A 22,136-nucleotide genomic window follows, 5' to 3' on the forward strand; every position below is an offset into this window, starting at 1 on the left:
GCAGGATCAGTAAAAGATTGGTCGCTTTTCTTACAGTGCAGAATAAATCTTCTACAGTATTCCTCTGTCTTTTCAGGCTTTTTACCTAGTAAGTAAAGAGCGCCTATCCAAAAGCGTTTCCCTCCCCATCCCGCTCGCGCTTAACAAATGCCTCCCACTCTCTAGCGAGTGTTAGTGGTTCACTTGGCGGTCTATTTAGGCATATAGCTTCTGGCACAAAGCCTTCGTCTATCATCATTCGACAGCTTCTTTCTGCATTAGCTATATGTGCAGCATACATACTCGCATCAGTGGGATTTAGCCGGAAACGTTGACCTTGTATTCGGATCTCAACAGTGTCAGCATCTATCGCCTCAGCGTATGGGTTAGGTTCTTGTTGCGCCATTATCTGTTTCCCACATTAAGATTCACTGTAAATTTCAATAGTTCGCCCCTTGAACTTTGGCACGCTCTTAATACTTTTTACCATCTTTTCAAGGTCTGAGTAGTTAGTATTTTTGATGAGAATTTCCCACCGTTTAAACGACATCCTACGCCCTAGATTATTCAGCAAGTTTTCTGGATACAATGTGGTTGAATCGTAAAACCTGATAGAAATCTGGTTTCCATAGTTTGGCTGCATGTATTGATAAAGATGTAGCACAATATCGAAGCAGAATTTATCTGGAACCTCTTCGCCCATTTCAACGTAGGCGTAAGTACTTCCAATAGCTTCGTCAAAGTCATCCCAAATATTCATGCTCAGAGTTCCTATAGCATCAAAATCGAACTCGCTTTCCAATTTAGCTTGGTTCTGACTATATTCCTCATGCCATGATTTGATAAGGTCAGCGAAATTAAGCTGGGACTCTTTGGTTGCTTGTCTTTTGGCTTCTTCTGCTTTCTTCTTACTTATAAGCATTTGTATTTTCCTACGTTCGATTGTTAAGAAAAGACTCAAGCTTTGTTAAATTTTTTTCCCAACGTTCGAGCCTGATTTGTGCGTCTCTTGCTCTAGTTGGTGAACTTGATTGTATTTCTCGTGAGAGTTGAGCAATCGTAGAATTTACTAGGTGTTGATAGTCATTCAGTTCTTCACGCGATAGCTCATCAAGATTTTTTTCGTTATAGGTTGGCATTGTTCCCTCTTTTCCATTTGCCCGATGTGTCACTCAAAGAACGCTATGATCGCCAACTTTGCACGATACCAACGGGAAGGCTTGAGTCTATAATGAGCATTACATTCATCATCACAAGCGAGAGCATATAGGGCATTATCAAATCGTTTATGCAACATACTTCTTCCTCCTTCTCTTGCTTAGTAGATGTTTCCCGCAATAGTCGTTGTGTATGGTGAAGGAAGTTCATCGAAGATATTTCTTTCACTGGCTGAAGCAACAATTTGTTCAACAGTACGTGTTTTCCTATACATCTTACACTCTACTTATTAGGACCTTTTTTTAAAGCCAACCATATTGCGCCAGTAGCAAAGAATGCTGCTATATAGCCCCATAGGGATACATATACACTTCGCTCGTTAATGATGCCCAATTCATATATCACGCGAGCAACCATCATCAATGATATGAATGCTGCGAACGTAAAATAATTACTTCTACTAAACACGTTTATTTCCCTTTGGTTGTTTCATTTGTTCTCGATACAGTTTCATTGCAGCACGACCATTGACTGCATCTACACGCCATACATGTTTAGTAAATCCATAAGGAGCTTGGTCATCATGCACATGACTTGCAGGCACTGTCGCTTGAGTTGCAGTTAACTGACCATCGTCATTTGCCCAAACATCGATATCCATTTTTATTTCCTGTTGAAAGTTATTGCCACGACACTCTTCATCTATCAGTCACAACCTATGCATAAATGCGTATCGTGCCACCAGCTTTTTCTGAAAAAGTTGTAGACATTGATTGGCGTTATCGCTTCTCTAGATACGGTAGACCATGCAACATGTCTAAATGAGCTTGTGCCTTCTTGTGGTTTGTTTCTACTTCGACTGCTATTTGATGTATGCGCGTGGGTGTAACACTCCACCGCTTAGCAAGCGTTATTACAGTCCAACCGCGCTTGATGAACTCATCTTTGTATTGTTGTCTGTCCAACGTATATCACCTTGTTTTTTGACAGGTACTATGGGTGCATTAAAACTATCTTTAAGTAAATCTAATGGCCAACTTAAAGACATAGACCCAGCATGACTAATCGTAGCTTCAAACACGCTTCCTCGTCAATAGACGGTTGTTAAATATAGTTTATCATTGATGTAGTGTTTTGGTCTTGTTGATTAATAATAATATAGCGCGATTTTAGAACAATAATGAGTATTTATATCAGAATTTATCTAATGTAAGTCGATTTATTATTCTCTTCTTTCGCATGATTGATAGCTACTTTTTGATAAATATACTTTACTATTAATGCTGTTGTGCGTATTATTTTTTCAGGTCAATTATTTATCACTAATGTGGGTATTTCAGAGTGAGCAAGAATTTATCAACCGAGCGCGAGCCACAAACAGAACGCTTTGAACGTTTCGTTTCTCTAGAAGCTGGCGAATACTGGAAAGCTATTGCTGTAGACGATAGCAATAGTCTTATTGACGTTGGTGAGATTTTGCTAATCAGCAACATTGACTATGTTGATAACCAAGCCCACACAATTACAGTGAGAATACACCCTAGCAAACAATCCCGCTCATACTCTAAAACTGAGAAGTTTCGCGTTGACCGTTTTCTTACGAACTTTGAACATGTTGAACCTGTTGTTGCTGAAAAGGACCGCAAAGATTCTCTTGATGAAATTCAAGGGCGCGTTTCTGCGGCTCAACTAGAACTCACTCAAGCATCTTCTGACACAAACGTACTCGATGCCTTTGTTCTGCGAGATTCACCTAAAGAAGTCAATAGTACTCACCTTCCCATCATTCGCGAGGCGCTTCCCAATGGTGTGATAGGCGCAATTAAATCGCAGAAAGTTACCGCTTTAATGACCAAAGGCTTGACCGATACAGGCGTTGAACAAATCAAATCCGCTATGCAACACCAAGTAGAAGTGATTGATAAGAGAGCGAAGTGGTTAACAAACAAAACAGGCAAGCTTTCTTCAATCATTGGAGAGATGACCCCTTACTTTGAAGAGCAGGCGGCAGTGGCGTTGGCTGAAACCTCATCCATGCGTGACCATATTGATAAACTGATGAAAGGGATTGCTTCACTCGATCTGTATACGCTCAAGGACGTCGAGATATTCACTATCAAAGAAGGCCCAAGTGCGCCGTCAGATGTGAAGCTATCTATTACTCAATCAGTACTTTATATGGACGAAGAAATGGCGGTCTACGCTCCTGTCAGCGCTGATTTTGACTGCAACAATCGCCATGAGTTTTTTGACGCATTGGGTAAGTACCCTGATTTAGTTAACCAGATTTTCCCAACAGAGCGGTGTATTGTAGGTATCGCCACCACTCGCCATCAAAGAGACTACAGCGCTTATCATTACAAAGTTGCTGAGCGAATGAGAAGAGAAAACGAACTTGTATTCTTTGTTATCCGCGATGGCGATAACCTCTATGGGGTTGTGTCGAGCGAGGTCATGCACCAGTTTACCGATCGTTTGTTCCCCAGCTGGGATGAAATGCATAAGCCGTTTCGTGGCGTAAATGGTGAAGACATTACCTATGAGAGCATCCAGTACACGTCTTCTCTTAATGCGTTTGAATCCATGTCTCTTGCCTATAAGCGCATATTGATTTTGCTGTGTGGACTTGACCACAACCGTAAAATCTTTGGTGACTTCTATACCGAAAGTGCGTCACTCAATTTCGTCACGCAGGGTTTCCAAGAACGCTACATGAATTTCATCTATGACGAAGATGGAACAAACATGCTGCAAAAGGGTTCGGATAAGAAACCTACCATTGAGCAGTGGCTTGCTGACGTAAATACGACCATCACTTCGGGGTCACGCGTTCTCATCAAATGGAATGACTGTTTTACCACTGAAACCATTCCATCAGCTTATGAACGTGAATCACGTTGGCACTCACGCGATAACACGCGTCGTCTCTTGTATTAACCTGCCCACTCATCGAGAGCTGGATTTATTGAAGCCGTGGTCGAAATGGCCAATGGCGAAATGTTTGTGATGATCCCTTTACGGGGTCGCAACAATCGGTATGAGCAACGCGAGTTTAATGGTCGCTTATCTCTCGATCTTGCTCTTCATTGCATTGAGAATGACTTTTCTATCATCTGCCTTGATCGCGTCAATGTGGATGACCTTAAGTTCTACTTACACAATCGCAATGCGCGAACGTTGAATGTGCCAGCTATCAAAGCCATCAAAGAGGCTATTGCCATCAAAGAAGCTGAGTATGTGGAAGAGCTACCGATTCGAACACGATTGTACGCAGCTCTTCAGGCTGGAAATGTGGCTACTGGAACCGATGCGCTAAAACTCATATCAGATGCCGTGGCAGTGTTTCGCTGCGCTAATAAGGGCGCAAAACTCACTATCGTTAATGGTGATACGAACAAATACAATCAATTATTAGATCAGTTGTTTGTGCTTTCTGGTAAGGCTGGGGATGCGACGCAAGACGTGCGTTTAGCTGAAGAGCAATTAGGTAGGACTGTCATTCGAATTACCGTGGATACCAAAGGTGTGTATGTTGCCTACAGTACAGCATTAGCCCATGAGCGCGATGATCGCTTAACAAGCTTTAAATGGGTTGCCCGTACTCGCTATCGATTAGCTGCAAAGGGACCAAAGGCTCTGAAAACTACGTTTGCTAAGCTGCACGCTCGACCAGCGAACGAATCAATTCAATATGAAATCGATAACTACGATGACTACGTGTTTCCTGCGGATCACCCGTGGAATACTCCAAATGCGAAATCCAAGCAGTTTGAGTACCCCGTAACACCAAGTAAGCAACTCGCATCAATAGAAGACGCTAGAGCCAGTGACCAGACTTTTGAATCCTTACTCTCTAACTATTCTTGCGTTCGCGAGTCACATTCTCGTAGTCAGGTTGAAGAGCCTGTTTGTCTTATTCCGTTGGCGACGGTTCTTAGTAAAAACAGTTCATTAGGCACGCTTTGCCTTATTGTTCATTCAGTTCCATTGCTTACCTACCTCGCTAATGGTTGTGACCACCGATTAGCTCAGGCACGTCATGTGTACTCGGATTTCTATCAACAGTCAGTCCGTGCTAGTGAGAAATTTACTGAAGCCATTGAGAAGCATAAAAACATGTCTTTGGTTGAAATGTCCGAGTTAAGACTTGTCGATGATGCAAGCGTATTTACCTCTGATGGTCTTTGGGTTCCCAATGGTCATTGGCGTAGAGTTGAGAGATGTGAGGGAAAACTGTACTCCATTCAAGAAATTTTAGATAGAAGAACTCAAAGTTATAAGTTACTTGATGGCATTGATGGTTCCGTGGATCACTTCTTGAAGATCACTCCCCCAGCAGACTTTAGTCCATGTGCGATTAAGCACTTTGATGGATTTCGGTCTGAATGGAACGGCTATGCTTTGTTCGAACTTACCGACGATTTACTCAAAGCGGTTAACAGCAGAGAAGTCAGTATGAGCCACATCTTTGATACGCGTAGAGAGGCCGAGGATTTCATGGTTAATCACTTCGTGAAAGAAATGCGGCATGAGGGTTTTACTGAGGTTCCTTACGTTGAATCCACAACGCTACCTTCTGATATTACCATTCGCGGAGGCGCTAGTTTTAAACCAATCAAGGCTTGGCGGCAATCTAATAGAGACTAATCGTTTTTGTGAAAAAGCTGGTGCGCAATGAGTTTTTTTCATCCACCAGCTTACACTCATTTGCTCAATCTAATGCCTTAAGTGAAATCTCAGTTTTTGCTAAGTGAAAGTCTATTTTTAGGCGTTTACGCCCAAATAGGTGGTTTTTTATCCAGCTTTAGGCGGCGCGAGCCCTAAATTGACCGTTTTTACCGTCTTTTTTGCTCTTAAAAGTCATTTCGTTCGTAAATTGCGATTCCCAGTTTACCGTTCAGATAATTTTATATGGTCGTTTTAATCATACCCTACCAAGTTGTTCTCAGCAGGGTATGGATTACGTTTACTGATATGGGTAACGAGAATAGTGTTCTATGCGGGGGAATGGTTGCGCTTTTACTGGGCTACGTCATTGTGCGAGCTATTGATTCGATGTTGCTTGCTGCAAAGCTTCACAATAGCGACCTTCTTCTAGCAACACGTCGAGCTTCTTAAGTCTATTCTTAGCCTGTTGCTTTTGGGCTTCAGTTAATCCCATGTTTGTATCAGACAAAAACCGAATTGCATCCACTGCGGGTACGGCTTGACGCTTACATTCGCTTTGGTCTGATTGTGCGAGAGCTGGCCATGACAACACAACGCAACTTATTAGCATTACGATTTTTTTCATGTTCGTTTCCTTTTATTTAGATTACTTGAAAAACCACTGTCTTATTAAAGATATACGAATCTATCTTACTGGCTCTATTATCTCCAATATAGATGACTATCTGATGATTGGTTGACTAGAGTAGTTATGCATTTCGTCGAAAATTACCACAGGTTTTCCAGCTTCTTTACCGATAAAATATCGGCCCCTTGGTAGAGTGTCATTACGATTCAGTTTGTGTTGCCACTCTCTGAATGCAGCCGTTTTCAGTCTGCGCTTTTGTTCTCTTGTGATTCCGTCTTGAAGCTTTTCCAAATCAAAATCTTCAGGTAGTGATTGTGTTACTAACATTCGTATTCTCCATTAGTCTATCTAATCTTTCTATTCGCCTGAATCAACAGGCTCAAACATTTCACAGTTATCGTATGGATTCGGGTCTTCATCCACCGCGCAGGTACCATCGTTCTCAATAGAGAATCCATAGCAGCTATTTTTGTAATTAAGCTCCCCATGTTCTTCTTGCGAATACAGAGTGCAACAATCACACTGATCTTTGTAAATACAAGCCATATTTTCCCTATATTTTACTTTTCAGCGTTTTGACCATCTTGGTTAACGTTTGCGAATGCGAGGGTGAATTGCCTAATGAATTGCTCTGCACTTTCGCAATCTGCATCATGCCAATTTATAGAGTCAAACAGTTTAAAAAATTCTTCATCGGTAGATATGCTATTTTCATGGCAGAACTGAACAATAGCGCTGATTACTGGCGGTACATTTTGGTTATACATATGTTTTCTACTCTAACTCAAGCTGTTGGCTTTCGAGCGTTTGACCGACCCTATTACAATAATGAATAGCCTTAATTTGGTGCATAGATTCAAGCAAGCCTAGTTCTTTGAGCGTTTCTAACACATCGGATTTAGACTCAGCATGTATCGTCGCAAAGCACAGTTTTAATTTGCTTTTTTCAAGGCATTCTAAGGCCATGTCTCTATTGCGCAATTCCTCATAAAGAGCTGCTTCGGTATTAAATTGCTTCATAGTCGTTTGTGCTAATGTAAGCTTGCCGCTGGCAACACCTCCAGCGAAAATAAATAATCCCGTTTGTGGGGCGTTGTCTTCGATACTTGAAGGAAAAGATAGAGAGAGTGATACCCCATTTTCTTTAGATTTTATGCGTATTTCATTCATTCGATATCTCCAATGTTGGTTATCTGTGGGTTATAGCTGCTCCTAGCGATTTGCCACCCTCTAATCGTGCAACGACACGATTTAAGCCTGTGGCTTGCAAGAACTTGCACCGTCCCTCGGCTTAAGGTATGGCAATGTATTTAAATGACTTCAGACCTAAACGCTTGGCGTTTTCTCGCGCCGCAACTTTGCTCTCGAACGGATAGACTCCATGCACTTCAAGTCGGCTTAACGCCTCTTCCACCGAGTCCACCAGCCACACATTGTCTACACATGGTGGTGTACCACTCACTTGTACATGGTTAAGTTGACCTTGTTCATCAATGGATGAAATCGTCTTGCTTTCGGCGTAATTAAGATCCAGCTGAACAATCGAACCATCTGATTTGTAGAAATGTGGATATTTGTGCACCGTTGTAAGTAGGTATCTCATCATGCTCGCTCCATTACTTCACTTTGTAGGTTTTGGGTTTAGCCTCTCCATCTTTGCTACCGCCTACAATCTGCGGAGCGATGTACAATGGCTTATGGTGAACATTATCGCCAGAACCATACTGCTGATTGCGCAAGTGGCCACGTCTGAAGTGTCTGGATTTTGTTCTCGCAGCGCCTTCATTTGAATAGCCGGATTGAGAAAACTCACGGATGTTGCTCGCAATGGTGATCACGTCAGCTTTGCCGTGCACTTTCTTCATGGCCTTGCTTTGATTCGCTGGAATTTTAGCCTTTGCGATACTTTCAGCCACGCTACGCACCTTCGTCTCTGTCCTGCGAAACTCTGCGAAATTCAAATATGATAGAAAGTTTACGGCAGTACGTACCAACTGCATGTTGTGTGCAACGTCTACCTTAGAAGTGTCTACCAAGTTGCTGGTAACATCGTACTCCTTCAGGTCGTCGGTATTATCATTAAACTCCCCGTTGTACCACTTAAGCGTATTGTTAATCACGTCATCAATGGTAATTCCGTCTTGGAGGTACAACTCAATACGATACAACGTGTCATTTAGTACTCTATCTTTCGGTTTGCCAACAAACACTAACGTCATAAGACGCATTGGTTTGCTGTCATCCAATTTCATGCTTTTAAGGGCTGTGACAGACAGTGTGCGTTGTGTTTCCGTTACTTCAGAGACATAGAAACCGTCTAACTCATGCAATCCGCTTTCAGGATCGTGCACAGTGATGTCGCTTTTAGCTAGGTCAAAGTACGACAGCTCACATGGAGCGCGAAGGTAGGTCGAGTCAATGCCTTTTGCGATATCGAGTTGATAGGCTTCCTCACAGGCGCTCTCTTGCATGTGAAAAATAGGCGCTTTACGCAATATAGTGGCTAGCGGAATGTACTGGGTGAAAAATGAAGCGATACCTATATTGTCTAGCAGCTCGGCAAACGGAGCCCCTTGTTCTGGGTGAAAGCGTTTAATGAACACAATCACGTCTTCAATGTCGGTCACAGAGTATCGCTTAGGATCAGCTAACATACCAAACATGGAGGCTGCATAATTGTCACTCATCATTGCCATTGACAACGCTAGGTTGTAGTAATCAAACAACCTGACAGGATGTGGTACATCCAATTCGTTTTTGGAGAGAGCAACTGTTGCTACGACATTTCTATCGTTGCGCTGTAGCATCTTTTCCCATAGCGCTTCACTGGATGGAAGATAGCCCTGCACTGCCCACTGTTGAATGATTTGGTTGCCTTTTTCTACAACAGACGGACTGATGCTTTCCATGTATTTGCTAAGCGTGTGTGCTTTGTTCTCTATGTAGACGTATTTAGACATTTTCACCTTCTTGTTTTGGCTCTTTCTCGAACAGCCCATATTCTTCAATGATTGGGGTGCGTTGGGCAGTCTTTGCACCTACTGTTTTTCTCACGACTCCCCGATAATCATTGAGTTCGGGATACCGCCGCCTTGGGGATGGTTCAATCATCAACAGCGGGATTGATGCGCGAATAGAGGTCCTTTCACCGCTAAGATATACAAGCTCCATATTGGGATTGAGTTTGGTTGGGCGAATCCAATAGAGCTTGTTTTTGTTGGCACATTTCAGCCTTTCGGTGTCCATGCGGAGTAAATCATCCATTTTCAGTCTCGGGTTCTTCCTGACTTTCGCATCGACACGAGTACGCACCAGACTTAAGGCTGTCTCGTATTCGATTTTATCTTCGCTGTAGCCATTTTTTACCCAACTAAAGGACACGCGTTGCAAAGGTTCCACCGCTATCGGAATTTGACGGAACACACTTAACATGAGGTATCCACTAAAGTGTTGTTGATAGAACTTCGCCCTTTCGTAATAGTCAGGGATCGCATCAACGATATTCTTCTCCAATGCTTTCTTGGCTGCATTAATTTCAAGGACTTTGTTTAAGATTTCCTGACCGCGTTCTTGCGTCACGGCAAGGTGAATAATGCCTACTGTTCGACGACCCGCTTTATTGGAATAGTCGAAAGATTTTGAATGCAGTTCAATGGCATCAAGGTACTGATTGATAGCTTCGTGTTCCTCGTATCGCTGAAGCTCCCAGTACTCAATATCATCAAATACTGTGTCATGCCCATCTTTTTGGACTTCAGCAATTGGCAGTTTGGCCACTGATGCATGATAGAAAGAGCTGCTACTCACCAGTGCGGCCAGTTCTTTAATGCCATCTTTAATTTCGTCAAACAAATCCAAAGATTGCTCACTCAGCTTATCATTCACGTAGTTACCCCTCTGCGCTGTATGTAAAGTTGATTGCAGTGCTTTCACACCATTTCATCCAGTAGTAATGCCCACACTCCGCTCTAAATGACAGGTGCATTGGATGCATGGGGTGCAGCAAGTAATGCCCAAATGATTCGCGCCCATACTTCCTTTTAGCCAGAGTTACTTTGGCTCTGTGTGCATCGGTAATGGAATAGACATCTTTTGGGGTTACGTCTATATCAGATTCACCCGCTATAAAAGAACCAATCAATGACATGTTGTGCGTCGTTAAGTCGAAGGGCTTCCACTCTCCTTGAACGGTTAAACCTTCAATCTCTAGTGCTCTTATTGTTTTGATGGCTTCTGCATTCGCTATCACGTCCTTACGTTCGCCAAACAGCTGCGCAAGCACTGGCTTTTTGCCTTCCGCTTCTTGTAGCTGCTTATACACTTTGCCTAATGTCTCAGGGAACGCTAGAGCCAGAACTTCTGCTAAGCCGTAGCTTGTTGGCATCGACTTATGAGTAAAGTACACCCAATCATTATTCACTTTGGCACGCAGCAATGGATCTTTAATATTCACGCCATTGTGACCCGCTCGGGCTGGCTCGGTGGTTTGTTGTCTGCGTTTGGCATTGTGGCGAAGAATGTAATCGCTCTTTTTCGTAATGTATGAATGACCTCTTTGCTCGACGTTAATGCGCTCAACACTAAAACCACCAGCGTCAATATGATCCTTGCCCACTTTGGCATAAGCATCATCGAGAGGCGGGACAGGGTTTTCATGCGTACTAATGGTGTACATGCCATTACAATAGTCATTACACACATTGGTTAGGTACGCGATGGAAGCTGCATTGTATTTGGTCGCGGATTTCTTTGTTCCCTTCGTTTTGGTTGGGTTGCTGTTGATATAACGAATATTGAATGGTGCCACGCCAACAATGCCTGCCAAACATTCACCGTGAGCGGTCACATTTGCCCATGCAAACTTTTTCTGAAAAAGCTCTCTGAGCTCTGCGTGCTCTTTGGTGTAGTAGTCATTGTTTAGCGTTTCGTTATATTGCATCCACACTGGGCGGTGTGCCTTTCGAGATTCAATGCAATCAATCAACCATACTGATGATTTTTCTGATGCAAGGTGCTTCTGTGCTGTTTCTGTTCTACCAATTTCCAAGGCCATACTAGCGTTAATGCAGGTAGCAAAGACCGCAAATTTTGCCTTGTCTGGATGCGTATCTCTTGCAGTGATTAGGTAGACTTTTGTCAGTCTATTGTCCTTTTGGTCAGGAAATGCGCCTAAACCTTTTACGTCTGCTATTAGGATGTTCATCGGTTTACCGTCTCTAATTCGAATAGCTTAATTATAGCGCAAACAGACAGCATTGGCAAAATTTGTTAGTGAGTTTTCTCTATAATTAGTACTTGGTGAAATTGCTTTTAAGCAGGATTATGGTGAGAGCTATTTAGAGTGTGCGCGAACTTCTTATTCCTTGTTGCAAGGAGTAAGAATGGTGCTCTTATTCGTTGGTGTTAGGCAGCTTCAGGCTGAATATGGAAACCGTTGAGCGATAGTCGGCTGAATCCAGCTCAATTCTCTCAAACTTATTGATTTCTCGTACAGCACGTTGTGATAGCTTTGGGGTTCTTGCCCTCGCCCACCGATCACATTCCTTTGATTGGCTCAGTAGTTGGATACATTTTCCGTTGTCCATAAATCGATCTGTTGCCGTGATTTCGTAAGTTGCACGACCAATTTTAAGCTGAATGTAGGAGTCCGTCATTTTCGTGGTCCCGTTCCTTAAATGTCTTTTCTTCCATTACGCGATTTGATTTATAACGCCAAGCTTTCTGAGGTTAAAAGTCGATGCCATAACGAATTATCATTGACCTTATCTATATATGATTTTGCATCCATACTTCGCTCACCGTCAGTGATTTCAAAGATCCCGTTACGCAAAGCAAGTAAAAGAGGATGTATGTCATACTCGTTTGAAGCATTAATTCTTGTGTAGCGTTTTAAAAATCCCTTTTTCACCAGTTTTGTAACAAGTGCGGATATTGTTCTCTTATTCATACCCATTTGGACAGATAGTTGACGAAGAGTTACATTTAAAATTGGCTTATTGCTGTACATATGTCTCATCAGGTTAAAGATCAAAAAAAGTTCAGATTGTGTTATTCCTAAGTCACTCTGCCTATCTAAAAGCATGTTAGGAATGATAGTTGAACCAAAAATAGACAGAGAATCCCCATACCTGCATCCAATTTCTTTTCTTATTTCACAGTCACCGTCCGAGGGGTAACTTTCCAATACGCTCATTGGTTTTGCAATCTTTTCTAGATATGTAATCAATGGTGAAAGGTTATATTGATTAGTCATATTACTTCCGTTGGTGCAGCGTCTTTCTATACGTTCAATAAACCCTAGTTCATGTAACTTTGCTGTATACCAATTTACAGTTCTAGGCCGAAAGCCTGTAGACTTAGATATGACTCTATTTGAAGGACACGGTAACGTGTTAGGATTTGTCCAATGACGCCAAATGTTAATATATACAACAAGCTCTGATGGTGTTAGCCCCAAAGTCGAATAGTGATCAAACAAGGCATTTGGCAAGAACGTTACCCCATCGCCAAAATTAAACAAATCGAGTTCTATTGTTGTCTGTTTCATAATTTCAATCGGGTTAATCATTCCTTTTTCAAACACACCCTATTTCAGATGCCACTTTTTTACAAAGTTGGATGAGGGACCAATGTCGTTATTACAATACACTTGCTTTAGTTGAGTGGCTGACTATTTGAAAGTCTTTCAAAAAATATACCTATTGAATTATTTCCAACCACTCAACGAAAACATTGACATTGATGAAGGGAGAGAATGGCGCTTTGTGGTTGTTAATGTCAGTTAGCAAGTCACAGTTCACACGAGAGTCACGAGTACACATGATGCGCCATTCTCTGTTCACATATTGTATATTGGTTATAGAGCAAGACCAAAATTTTCGCACTTTTTTAGCTTAGTGTTTTCGCCTATTTTTTATAACTCTATTTGTTTACTATTAGTGCACAGTATGTATTTTTTATCAATACTTAATTCGTTGTTTTTGTAATCACATGTAATTATAATAAATACCACTGTTATTAGTTTGGAGTCACGACGATGGAAGAAGAAAAGAAACAATTGTTAGAGCAGTTTGTCGCAGGGTGTCAGGCATTGAATCTGTCTATGGAAGAGTGTGTTCAGTTGGCCGCTCACAACCTGATAGGCGCAGTTTCAGCTTATGGTCAAACCTACGCCAAGGTAGAGATTCCAGATGTGGGTGTTGTAGAGGTACAGTGCTAATCTTGCCGCACCATTTGACCACCAGCTAAAGAATTGAAACCCAATTCGTTCACGGTGGTTTTAATCCACATTATTGAAAGGACCTTGGAATGAAAACAGGTGAATTTGAGCAAGCTTTGGCGAATGATGCGGCGACATCATTTTGGTTTCGAGAGCAGGTTGAGAACACTAAGCAACGCGATCCAATTGACGCCTTAAGAGATGCTGAGACTTTGGTTTCAGTGTTGAAGGAGCGAGTCAGGTTACTCGTTGGCGACCAAGCTATGAATTCTTCTGAGCATGAAGTACGCTCTTAACGCTACCATCATGAGAGGAAGTTGCATTGCATGTCTATTGTCACTCGCCATCAGTAAGCATTGGCTGATTTGAAGTATATTGAGCAGCATTATGGATTCATGAATGACAAAGATGACGCCCTCAAGGATGAACTCGATTACCTTGTCGCTAACCCGAGTCGTAGTAATGCGTTCAATATCATTTATGCTCAGCTTATCAATTTGTATAAGTTAGGCTATGTAGCATCGGTCGGTACACTTGGTCGTGTTGTTATTAAACCTTTACCACTTACGGACCCAAAAATCATCGAGATTCAAGACCGTTGGGATTTGCCACAACCTAACCACACTAGCCCATAGTCATTCTTAAGGACAGATTTTGAACCTTGCAGATTTGAAAGAGTATTTGATTGAAAACGGTTGGTCTGAAATGCCATCATTTGCCGATCATTTTGCAAAAGAGTCAACAAAAGGAATCGTTGCCATTGACTTTGTGGCCAATCAAGCCTTTACCCTAGAATATGTAGGATCTATTCCTTGGTGTCTAATCTCTAGCATCGAACAGTTCGAGTGTGACTTGGCTCATTTGCAGCACGAAAGCCTTACTTTTCACTAGACTTAGACTGTTACTAATGCATTACTCGCATTGAGCTCTGCCAGTACAACATTTAGTGTGTAGTGCTGATTACCGGCACACAAGATAGGCGATTGTACCTTCAGTTTAAATAGCACTGCGTGCTAGTGTTGTCGCGTTAAGAAAGATGCATATCAATAGTACTTTTTCGGAAAAACCTTCCCTTTAAAGTGTTCTTTCAATGCTGCGTTAAGCAGGTTGTGGGCGTTCACCTCTTCTTCAGTTTTCGCAAGGCTAAACCCCTCTACAGGTTCACATTCGATTGCTAACGTATCAGCGAAAATACCTCGCTCTTTGTAGTCATCAGTCGTCGCTATTGCGATGAACTGTTCATCTAGGAATGAGTGCCCTGTCTTTCTAAACTCGGCTCTGCTTGACCAACTGACTACTTGGAGTTGATCAGCGTCGTTCTTCACAATTGCAAATATTTTGGCCATTTACGTCACTTCTTTTATAGCGAAATCATCAAATATTGTTTTACCCAAACCCTATCGGTTTCTTTGTTTTCCCAATGGTTCACCTTAGTTTTATTGTGATGCTTGTCGCATTTCAAAACATCAGTTTTATCATTACAGATACGTAAGATAAATATGATACACATGAGACAAAAATCAGCTAGAACGCCCGAATTTACTGGGTTTATTCTGTTGTTTAGTCATGCTTATACTAACGCAAATCTTCAGTATCTAAGAGCAATGTATGAGCACTGTTATTTCCCAAACCAGACGCGTAGGGCGACCTCGTAAAGACCCAGCACCATCAGAGCACTCAGTGCTGGCACAGAATATAGAACTGCGCATGACGGAGTTAGGTATTACTAGCCTTGTAGCTCTGTCTAATGAAAGCACAGTCTCACGCACTGTGCTGACCAATATTTTTAAGCAGCCTAAAAAATCTATCACCGTGATGTCAGGCATAAAACTCGCGTCAGCGCTAAATTGTCGCGTTGAGTGGCTAGTGACAGGCAACGGGGTTGTATCTGACGGTGGTAGAGCTCACGCCCCTGTCCTTGATTTAAAGACGATTGATTCACCTAGTTTAGCCGAACATATTGATGCTGAGCGAAAACGTGCAGACACGGTGTTTCAACCTAGTCCAATCGGTCTTAGCCCTTATTGTTTTGCGCTAACGGTTGTTGGTAACTTTAGACCAGAGCGTTGTCGTCGATTCGACTTTATGCAAAGTGGTGGATTTGTTTTCTTCGATTGTCATGCGGTCCCATCATCTGGTTCTATTGTCATTGTGTGCTCACCTGACAGGCAGTATCGAGTGGTCGAATTCATCGAGACACCCGTGGGAAAATTTACAAAAGAGCTGGATGACTCGATACCTAATGATTATGCGTTTATGCCGATTTGGGAGGATGCAGTTGTGGCAAGTTGTGTTGGCTACACATCGTTGAACGTCTGAGTGTAGCCTGTGTTATACCGTCAAAGAGATATGACTGAAGCTTATGCAATGTCCTTTAGCTGTCCCAGATTACTCAGCTAAAGAATCGTTCATTTTAGTTGCTATAGCCGTCTACTTCTACCAGCAATAATGCAATTGCTAGTGTTATAGCGGGATTTTAGTATGCCCTACGCTGAAAGTTTATCGACTACATAGTGCCACGTAGGTGAGTTGAACCAGTTGACTGGATCAATTGCTCTTTCAGGGGTCAACCAATGTTCACCATCTTCTAATGCGTCTTCACTTAACGCATACATGTTGCTGGCTAAATCCTTTTCAAAATTTGAAAGAAGTTCAGTAACGGAGCTTGCAAGCTTTAATGCCACATTGTTTTCTTGATCAACAAGAATCACTTGTCCGTAATCACCTTCTTCTGAAGGACCTAAATCAACGCAAATTAGACATGTTCCGAAATCATCAGCAATAGGAACTCGCTTTTTACCAAGCGTATAAGACTTATCTATCCCTACATCGGCATATCGCAATTCATTTCCATCACCTGCCTCGGTGTAGCTCTCTACAAGATCTGTCGTCTGTGAGATAGTGATCCAAGTGACGCCGTATGCAAAATTAGCAACCTTGTTTGGATCTTGCCCTTTCGACGATTTATACAGCTCAATCAGTGGTTGTGGCAGTTCTCCCACCACATTTAGACTCAGTAGCTGAACTTCCTCTGCTGTTGCTGGCTCTAAGAATGCAGTTGCAATTTTAGGCGCTTTAACCATCAGTTGTTTTATGATTTCTTCTAGCATGACATTCCCTTCACCACGATTACTCAGAGCCCAACTTACTTATACTTACAATCTGATTCTTTAAGGCTTCTTGTGTCATATAAAAAACAGCTTCATTGATACCAGACTCATCATAGACAGCGCCATTAAATCTTTGCCCATGTAACTGAGCAAGGACTTCCTCTTCGCTTGAGGCATAAACAAGTAGAGTTGGCTCGTTTTCTATTTTTACCTGATATTTAGAGTTTTTGGTCAGTAATAGATGAACGTAGCGTTCATTGTAGGAAAGAGAAACTTTCTCGCTTAAAGGGAGTCTTATTGATTTAATGATTCGCGGCCCCGCCCAACCACCCTCGCTTGTTTTGGTTAGGGAAGATAAATCTACTCTATACGTAGATTTATCTTCAGAACCTTTACGCAACAAGGCATCAATCATTTCGTTCTCAACAGTATAGGCAGCACTAAAACCATCAAGCCCGCTATCGCTTTCAAAGTTAAAGTAGCGAGTTATTGAGCTTCCATTTAGAGTTTCTGATTCGATTTCTAGCGTTACTTTTGCCATGACTAAATTGGGCAAAGCCAATGCAATAGCAGCAATTATTCCAACTGTTTTCATATAAAATTCCTATACTAAGCTGTCCCAATCAAAATCCAAATATTGCACATCTTTGGAAGGGGTTATTGTAAAATTTTGGCCTACTCTAATACCCAACAAGTCGTACATTGTTGATACGTGTGCATCATCAAAAGCTTCCGACCATTTAATGTTATGTTCGAGCTGAATGTTACGGATAATGTCCTTTTCTACTTTACCTGAAGCGATCAACCTATTCATTTCTATAGGGCTAATAATTGCGTTAGTATCTAATGAAATTAGATTTTGCACTTCAGCTTCACCCAGTTCATTCTCCAACTCGTATAATGCATAACCATACTGATGTTGACCAAGCCATGCTTGGGCAATTTCCAATGGCTCTGCGCACACTTTATCAATTAAAGCGTTCGGGCTCTTTACGGAAATCCGTTGGTAACACGTATCAAAATCGGGGTCGTAAGCTCTGATTTCTGTTCTGAAGCAATCATCAGGATTGAGGTTTTGCAACTGACGATTTAAAAGACGTAGAAAATCCTCACCAGCATAGTCAGAGTAGATATTGTGACTCACGATGTAATCTTGACTTACTACAGACAAGTAAGGATAGACTTGGACATCATCTGAATCACGAAAGCGACTACGTGCACCTATACTTTCATCTAAGTACGGTTCAAGGTTCTGCTTCATTCTCTTTATATACGGTGCCAAATCTCTCCTCGCATCAATGGCTAGAGTGTTCCCGTTCGGCACATCATAGTATTCCAGTAGCTTAGGCATAATGCTCCCATGTTGCGTTTGAAAATCCTTTTTAAGCGCAACTGGATGAAGCGATTTGATATCCCGTTTGTCTTCTTCCGACATTTCAGACATCCAGAGGCTAGGGTGATTACGCTCCATTAAAAATTGTCCAAGCCGTTTTGAACCCCACACGCTTACTTGAATGAACATATTGTATTAATTCCCTTATGCTTATGCTTATGTTTTTCTGAAAAACGTGTTAGCTGTATCGTCGTGCTATTTCTGCAATGACGGGGCTAATCACTAGGTGCACACCCGCTGCTGATATTTCAATTAGGTCTTTTTTTACCAGTGAATCAACAGATCTTTTGATTGAGCTAGGCGCTAAATCCATCGCCTTACAAGCGTCCTTAGACGTGATTTTTTCAGTCACACCTCTTGCGATTGCCGATAGAACTTTCTTGTCATTAGTACTTAAACTCAAAATGAGATTTTTTTCCTCGCGCTCAGCCATGTCTACCACTTCCTTCCAAACAGCATTCACATCGTCTAGGTTAGGTAAACTTTCGTTCAACCATAAATCGCTGCAAATGACATTGGTGTAGTAAGGATGGCATTCAGAGTACTCAAGTATTTTATTGATCACTTGGTCATCCAGCGTACTACCCCACTCACTTTGCGCGAGTCGATTGAAATGTTTTTTGTAGTGTTCAGGGGCAATTCTACTCAAAGGGAACATTTTCGTGTGATTGTAAAGTGGTCTTTTTGCATCGGTCATCGATTGGTGCATAAGCGCACGTTCTGACCCACAGAAAACAAAAGTGATGGCCTTCGCTTTCTCCAATCGATCTCGAATAGCTGATTCTATTTCTATACCGCCCTCCGCTTTGGAGCACTCTTGGAATTCATCGATGATGAACACTACTCTGACATCGGATTCTTCCGCGTATTCGTCTAGTTGTTCCAACGCTTCTCGCAAAGCATCCAGACTGAGGTGGCTGTCGTTTTTGTCAAATGTTATGCTCGGTAGGCCACGCTCTAACCGCACGTTCAAATTGCGCTTGCTGAACTTTTCTTTGATGTAGTTCAGTATCGTGTCTGCGGTTGTGTGACCACTTTTTTTGCTTGCTGGCTAGCTATGTCACCCATCAAGCGAGCTGCTGATTTAAGCAGTTGCTTAATAATGCTTTCACTACCACTGTTAAACAACACATGACAGCGCTCAAGCGCAACATCATACCCCTCAGATTTAAGGTCTTCGCCGACTTGCTCAAGTAAACTGCTTTTCCCGTGTCGTCTATGTGCTTGCAACCAAATATGAGTTCCACGAAGTACAAGCTTACTAAGCTTCTTTCGCTCTGTTTCACGGTTACAAAACCCGAGCCCAGTAACGATTCGACGAGGAAATGGATCACTTTTCATTTTTCTATCCTTTTGTGTTGCAATCCGTGCATATTATCACGCATACTGTGAAACGCAACTTGTGAAACGCAATCTGTGAAACGCATGTTATGAAGCAAAGGTTATTTAAGGTGAATAAGATGGAACAATTAACAGATGATGAACGTAAGTGGCTTGAGTCATTACAACGCTGTCTCAAAAAGAAACCTGATTCCGTAGAGGTTTTAGTGCATGAAATGAGCAATACAGACAGCGGTTGTCAGTCACAATTTCACCTGTTTAAAAAAGGAGTCATCCACGAATCACAACGCGAGTGTGACGATTTGATGGCTTACACCCCGTCAGATTACTCATTGACTTACATTACTGCTAAGGACGTTGCGGCAAACAACCACGGCTACTAACTTGCGATAAAGAGCATGGTTTCATGTCGCTAGCAAAAGAAAAAAAGCCCGTGCAATGCATGGGCTTAATTGTTTCAGCAACGTCTATCTTGCGTAGGAATAAAGTACTTCTACTAGTTCCGATAGGTTTGGTACTTCTTCCTTATTTATTTTGTCTCGAACTGACAGATACTTGTGGTAGTTACTGTAATTCTGAATGAGATAGCTATCCAATAGCAGCAACTCAAACGGGCGTCCTTCGTTAGAACATTCCGCAGTTTTTTCTACTTTGGCTTGGACATACTCGTAAAGCGTTTGTCCTCTACCGTCATCGTGTTGCTTAGGTCGAGCCACCAGCAAGGCATCCGTTACATTCGCAAACCCCTCACTCTCTATCGTACTAATGCCTATGGCGCTTCCACATTCTTTCTCAAGCACATTCTTGTACCAGTTAACTTGCTGTGCTAATTCTGGTGACTGCGAATCCGTACTGATAATATAGCCGTCTACAGCAGGGTCATTGGCCACAGCTTTCATAGATATAGACAATGCCACCAGCATTATCATACGGTTTAGCTTCATGTACATGGCTTCCTATTTTTCTGAAAAACATTGGTTGATTGCTTATTAGCTCAGTTCTGGGCTAAATCCCAAATTTGCTAGTGCATACTCAAAAGATTTCACGGATGTTTTCTTAGTGAACGATGCATTCACTAGCGACGAAGGAAATGTTTCGATTGAGGTATTGTGCACCGCCACATTGCTATTGAACATGCGAATCGCTGCCGCCACATTTTCCTCTTGTTCAGCAATTTCGTTCGCCAGCTGTAGATACATGGTGTTTGCTTTAAGCTCTGGATACGCTTCAACCGCCACCTTTAGACCTTTGCTCAACGCGTCAGAGGCAGTGTGAATATTATGGATCTTGTCCACATCGCCTTCTTTGCCCTTACCTGCCACGTCAATAGCTTCACGAAGCTTTGTTACTTTTTGAAGTAAATCTTGCTCAAACTCCTTGTACTCTTTTGCTAGTTGCTCAACCTTTGGAATGATGTTTGTTTTAGCACGCTCTTGCGTCAACACATCAGCCCAAGCCTGCTTCACTCGGTTATAGTTCTTAATGATACCGTTGTGGATTGCTACTGCAATCAGGCCAACGAATGCGAGAACGGCTAACAGGATGTAAAAATTGTTCATTGTGCTATTTCCTTTTCTAAAGATTGATCTGTTTTTGGTGCTTTAAAGTTGTTGTCTGAATGACGTGTGAGTGTTTTGTAAAAATGGAGTACCGCTGTCAGTTTTGGCAGCTTGTTTGTCCCTTGAAGTTCTTCAAAGAACAGCGCAGGTTTGTTTAATCGGTGCTGAGTTTTCGGCGTAACAATGTCTTGGTCGCCAAAGCTGATACACATTAGCCCATCGGCATTAATTTCAACGTTTAGGCTTTGAAGCGTATTTTTGAAGTCAATGAAAGCTTCAACCACCGCAGGTTTCAAGAATCGACTTAGTTGCGTATCATCGGCGCAGCGCATTTTGAACAATCGGTTAAATTCAATCGACGCAGGTTCGTATTGCGCTTTTCTGCCGCCAGATACCAGCGCCCTACCGATGGCTATGCTTTTGTAATAGTCAAACTGCAACATAAGGCCATAGCGATAATACGTTGTGTAAACAGTTTTTGTCTGTGTTCTACCTTTTGAATCCGTGGTCACTTCTGTGCGCTTATCGACATACTCAAACGTATAGACAGTAAATGGCTGCTCAGCGTGAGCGTTAGTTTTGTAGGCTTTGGTGAAACGGCGAGAGTGGTTTCCTCGGCTAAACTCGCGAAAGGACTTTTGCACGCTCTTGAGTTCCGATAAACCCGCGCCGCTCGGGTCAATATTGTGGTCCAGCAATGCATCTGCTTTTGCTATCTTGTTTGACACACGGCTCATCAATCCGTGGCGAAAGAGAATAAGCAAAGGAATGAAAACGGTGATTATTGCTGTGACCATACCCACGTAAGACATTGGATCTTCAACATGATAGTTTGCGCCATAACCATAGATTTCATCGCGAGCATCAGGCGACCAGTATGTAAACCAGACATAGAAGGTAAATAGACTTGTCGCGAGTAAAATTTGCCACTCAGTTTTGTGTTTGTAGTTGAAGTCATTCCCCATGTCGAACGCTGGGCGCATCGCTTCCACGAGTTCAGGGTGACTCGTAGCAGCTTCCGTTTTCTTCTCAATATCTTTCAAGATTTGACTGATTTTCTGGTTGTGCTTCATTGCCTGTC

Annotated in this window: 32 protein-coding genes; 8 read left to right on the forward strand and 24 right to left on the reverse strand. The window is 42.2% G+C overall.

The features are described 5' to 3' along the window. Positions 1 to 103: 103 nt before the first annotated feature. The 4 genes from P4S58_RS22800 to P4S58_RS22815 form a co-directional block, all read right to left on the reverse strand. On the reverse strand, positions 104 to 385 hold the full coding sequence (locus P4S58_RS22800) for a hypothetical protein (RefSeq protein ID WP_337166004.1): 282 nt from the start codon (positions 383 to 385) through the stop codon (positions 104 to 106). A gap of 15 nt (positions 386 to 400) precedes the next feature. After that, complete coding sequence (locus P4S58_RS22805) at positions 401 to 901, reverse strand: hypothetical protein (protein ID WP_337166005.1); 501 nt, start codon at positions 899 to 901, stop codon at positions 401 to 403. 696 nt (positions 902 to 1,597) lie between these two features. Beyond that, a complete protein-coding gene (locus tag P4S58_RS22810; RefSeq protein ID WP_337166008.1) occupies positions 1,598 to 1,798 on the reverse strand; it encodes a hypothetical protein in 201 nt (66 codons plus the stop codon). Positions 1,799 to 1,916: 118 nt separating this feature from the next. Beyond that, the gene (locus P4S58_RS22815; protein WP_337166010.1) at positions 1,917 to 2,102 is read right to left on the reverse strand and encodes a hypothetical protein; all 186 of its coding nucleotides are present in this window, start codon (positions 2,100 to 2,102) and stop codon (positions 1,917 to 1,919) included. Between the two features lie 376 nt (positions 2,103 to 2,478). Here P4S58_RS22815 and P4S58_RS22820 point away from each other — a divergent pair, with 376 nt between their 5' ends. Then, positions 2,479 to 4,074 carry a hypothetical protein gene (locus P4S58_RS22820; RefSeq protein WP_337166012.1) on the forward strand — a complete coding sequence of 532 codons (1,596 nt, stop codon included), beginning with the start codon at positions 2,479 to 2,481 and terminating at the stop codon, positions 4,072 to 4,074. 45 nt (positions 4,075 to 4,119) lie between these two features. Further along, a complete protein-coding gene (locus tag P4S58_RS22825; RefSeq protein ID WP_337166014.1) occupies positions 4,120 to 5,784 on the forward strand; it encodes a hypothetical protein in 1,665 nt (554 codons plus the stop codon). A 397-nt stretch (positions 5,785 to 6,181) separates the two neighbouring features. Here P4S58_RS22825 and P4S58_RS22830 read toward each other — a convergent pair whose 3' ends face one another. The 11 genes from P4S58_RS22830 to P4S58_RS22880 all read right to left on the reverse strand — a co-directional run bounded on the left by P4S58_RS22830 (position 6,182) and on the right by P4S58_RS22880 (position 13,016). Further along, a complete protein-coding gene (locus P4S58_RS22830) occupies positions 6,182 to 6,430 on the reverse strand; it encodes a hypothetical protein (RefSeq protein WP_337166016.1) in 249 nt (82 codons plus the stop codon). A gap of 96 nt (positions 6,431 to 6,526) precedes the next feature. After that, positions 6,527 to 6,760 carry a hypothetical protein gene (locus P4S58_RS22835; protein ID WP_337166020.1) on the reverse strand — a complete coding sequence of 78 codons (234 nt, stop codon included), beginning with the start codon at positions 6,758 to 6,760 and terminating at the stop codon, positions 6,527 to 6,529. Between the two features lie 30 nt (positions 6,761 to 6,790). Further along, complete coding sequence (locus tag P4S58_RS22840; protein ID WP_337166024.1) at positions 6,791 to 6,979, reverse strand: hypothetical protein; 189 nt, start codon at positions 6,977 to 6,979, stop codon at positions 6,791 to 6,793. Between the two features lie 14 nt (positions 6,980 to 6,993). After that, positions 6,994 to 7,200 (reverse strand): hypothetical protein, encoded by a 207-nt coding sequence (locus P4S58_RS22845; protein WP_337166025.1) that lies wholly within the window; start codon positions 7,198 to 7,200, stop codon positions 6,994 to 6,996. A 7-nt stretch (positions 7,201 to 7,207) separates the two neighbouring features. After that, the gene (locus tag P4S58_RS22850; RefSeq protein WP_337166027.1) at positions 7,208 to 7,603 is read right to left on the reverse strand and encodes a hypothetical protein; all 396 of its coding nucleotides are present in this window, start codon (positions 7,601 to 7,603) and stop codon (positions 7,208 to 7,210) included. 121 nt (positions 7,604 to 7,724) lie between these two features. Next, a complete protein-coding gene (locus P4S58_RS22855) occupies positions 7,725 to 8,039 on the reverse strand; it encodes a hypothetical protein (protein WP_337166028.1) in 315 nt (104 codons plus the stop codon). 10 nt (positions 8,040 to 8,049) lie between these two features. Next, positions 8,050 to 9,393 carry a hypothetical protein gene (locus P4S58_RS22860; protein WP_337166029.1) on the reverse strand — a complete coding sequence of 448 codons (1,344 nt, stop codon included), beginning with the start codon at positions 9,391 to 9,393 and terminating at the stop codon, positions 8,050 to 8,052. Next, positions 9,386 to 10,318, reverse strand: coding sequence for a DNA replication terminus site-binding protein (locus tag P4S58_RS22865; protein WP_337166031.1), 933 nt, complete (start codon positions 10,316 to 10,318; stop codon positions 9,386 to 9,388). The genes P4S58_RS22860 and P4S58_RS22865 overlap by 8 nt, the downstream gene beginning before the upstream one ends. Before the next feature lie 4 nt (positions 10,319 to 10,322). Then, on the reverse strand, positions 10,323 to 11,636 hold the full coding sequence (locus P4S58_RS22870; protein ID WP_337166033.1) for a hypothetical protein: 1,314 nt from the start codon (positions 11,634 to 11,636) through the stop codon (positions 10,323 to 10,325). Positions 11,637 to 11,823: 187 nt separating this feature from the next. Continuing rightward, entirely contained in the window at positions 11,824 to 12,087 is a 264-nt protein-coding gene (locus P4S58_RS22875; RefSeq protein ID WP_337166035.1) for a hypothetical protein, read from the reverse strand. A 50-nt stretch (positions 12,088 to 12,137) separates the two neighbouring features. After that, the gene (locus P4S58_RS22880) at positions 12,138 to 13,016 is read right to left on the reverse strand and encodes a helix-turn-helix domain-containing protein (protein ID WP_337166037.1); all 879 of its coding nucleotides are present in this window, start codon (positions 13,014 to 13,016) and stop codon (positions 12,138 to 12,140) included. Positions 13,017 to 13,469: 453 nt separating this feature from the next. Between P4S58_RS22880 and P4S58_RS22885 the strand changes: the two genes are divergently transcribed. The 4 genes from P4S58_RS22885 to P4S58_RS22900 all read left to right on the forward strand — a co-directional run bounded on the left by P4S58_RS22885 (position 13,470) and on the right by P4S58_RS22900 (position 14,543). After that, positions 13,470 to 13,652: a hypothetical protein gene (locus P4S58_RS22885; RefSeq protein ID WP_337166039.1), complete on the forward strand. Its 183-nt coding sequence runs from the start codon at positions 13,470 to 13,472 to the stop codon at positions 13,650 to 13,652. Positions 13,653 to 13,741: 89 nt separating this feature from the next. Beyond that, positions 13,742 to 13,948 (forward strand): hypothetical protein, encoded by a 207-nt coding sequence (locus tag P4S58_RS22890; protein WP_337166041.1) that lies wholly within the window; start codon positions 13,742 to 13,744, stop codon positions 13,946 to 13,948. A gap of 99 nt (positions 13,949 to 14,047) precedes the next feature. Beyond that, positions 14,048 to 14,287, forward strand: a complete 240-nt coding sequence (locus P4S58_RS22895) for a hypothetical protein (protein ID WP_337166043.1) — start codon at positions 14,048 to 14,050, stop codon at positions 14,285 to 14,287. 19 nt (positions 14,288 to 14,306) lie between these two features. Next, complete coding sequence (locus tag P4S58_RS22900; RefSeq protein ID WP_337166045.1) at positions 14,307 to 14,543, forward strand: hypothetical protein; 237 nt, start codon at positions 14,307 to 14,309, stop codon at positions 14,541 to 14,543. A 152-nt stretch (positions 14,544 to 14,695) separates the two neighbouring features. On the opposite strand, the gene P4S58_RS22905 is transcribed toward P4S58_RS22900, so the two are convergent. After that, the gene (locus P4S58_RS22905; RefSeq protein ID WP_337166047.1) at positions 14,696 to 14,998 is read right to left on the reverse strand and encodes a hypothetical protein; all 303 of its coding nucleotides are present in this window, start codon (positions 14,996 to 14,998) and stop codon (positions 14,696 to 14,698) included. Between the two features lie 262 nt (positions 14,999 to 15,260). Between P4S58_RS22905 and P4S58_RS22910 the strand changes: the two genes are divergently transcribed. Further along, positions 15,261 to 15,971, forward strand: coding sequence for a hypothetical protein (locus P4S58_RS22910; protein ID WP_337166049.1), 711 nt, complete (start codon positions 15,261 to 15,263; stop codon positions 15,969 to 15,971). Between the two features lie 167 nt (positions 15,972 to 16,138). Here P4S58_RS22910 and P4S58_RS22915 read toward each other — a convergent pair whose 3' ends face one another. Genes P4S58_RS22915 through P4S58_RS22935 form a run of 5 tightly spaced genes read right to left on the reverse strand, consistent with a single transcriptional unit; the run spans position 16,139 to position 19,496 of the window. Beyond that, positions 16,139 to 16,762, reverse strand: coding sequence for an SMI1/KNR4 family protein (locus tag P4S58_RS22915; protein ID WP_337166051.1), 624 nt, complete (start codon positions 16,760 to 16,762; stop codon positions 16,139 to 16,141). 19 nt (positions 16,763 to 16,781) lie between these two features. Then, positions 16,782 to 17,357 (reverse strand): hypothetical protein, encoded by a 576-nt coding sequence (locus tag P4S58_RS22920; protein WP_337166052.1) that lies wholly within the window; start codon positions 17,355 to 17,357, stop codon positions 16,782 to 16,784. 9 nt (positions 17,358 to 17,366) lie between these two features. Then, positions 17,367 to 18,284 (reverse strand): hypothetical protein, encoded by a 918-nt coding sequence (locus P4S58_RS22925; RefSeq protein WP_337166053.1) that lies wholly within the window; start codon positions 18,282 to 18,284, stop codon positions 17,367 to 17,369. Between the two features lie 49 nt (positions 18,285 to 18,333). Further along, the gene (locus P4S58_RS22930) at positions 18,334 to 19,128 is read right to left on the reverse strand and encodes an AAA family ATPase (RefSeq protein WP_337166054.1); all 795 of its coding nucleotides are present in this window, start codon (positions 19,126 to 19,128) and stop codon (positions 18,334 to 18,336) included. Between the two features lie 32 nt (positions 19,129 to 19,160). After that, positions 19,161 to 19,496: a hypothetical protein gene (locus tag P4S58_RS22935; RefSeq protein ID WP_337166055.1), complete on the reverse strand. Its 336-nt coding sequence runs from the start codon at positions 19,494 to 19,496 to the stop codon at positions 19,161 to 19,163. A gap of 119 nt (positions 19,497 to 19,615) precedes the next feature. Here P4S58_RS22935 and P4S58_RS22940 point away from each other — a divergent pair, with 119 nt between their 5' ends. Continuing rightward, complete coding sequence (locus P4S58_RS22940) at positions 19,616 to 19,879, forward strand: hypothetical protein (protein ID WP_337166056.1); 264 nt, start codon at positions 19,616 to 19,618, stop codon at positions 19,877 to 19,879. 84 nt (positions 19,880 to 19,963) lie between these two features. On the opposite strand, the gene P4S58_RS22945 is transcribed toward P4S58_RS22940, so the two are convergent. Genes P4S58_RS22945 through P4S58_RS22955 form a run of 3 tightly spaced genes read right to left on the reverse strand, consistent with a single transcriptional unit; the run spans position 19,964 to position 22,128 of the window. Continuing rightward, positions 19,964 to 20,440 carry a hypothetical protein gene (locus P4S58_RS22945; RefSeq protein WP_337166057.1) on the reverse strand — a complete coding sequence of 159 codons (477 nt, stop codon included), beginning with the start codon at positions 20,438 to 20,440 and terminating at the stop codon, positions 19,964 to 19,966. Between the two features lie 45 nt (positions 20,441 to 20,485). Beyond that, the gene (locus P4S58_RS22950; protein ID WP_337166058.1) at positions 20,486 to 21,055 is read right to left on the reverse strand and encodes a LemA family protein; all 570 of its coding nucleotides are present in this window, start codon (positions 21,053 to 21,055) and stop codon (positions 20,486 to 20,488) included. After that, on the reverse strand, positions 21,052 to 22,128 hold the full coding sequence (locus P4S58_RS22955) for a hypothetical protein (protein WP_337166059.1): 1,077 nt from the start codon (positions 22,126 to 22,128) through the stop codon (positions 21,052 to 21,054). The genes P4S58_RS22950 and P4S58_RS22955 overlap by 4 nt, the downstream gene beginning before the upstream one ends. Between the last annotated feature and the right edge of the window lie 8 nt (positions 22,129 to 22,136).

Origin of the sequence: Vibrio sp. Hal054, from assembly GCF_037162405.1 — a bacterium.
GTDB classification, from domain to species: Bacteria; Pseudomonadota; Gammaproteobacteria; order Enterobacterales; family Vibrionaceae; genus Vibrio; species Vibrio diazotrophicus.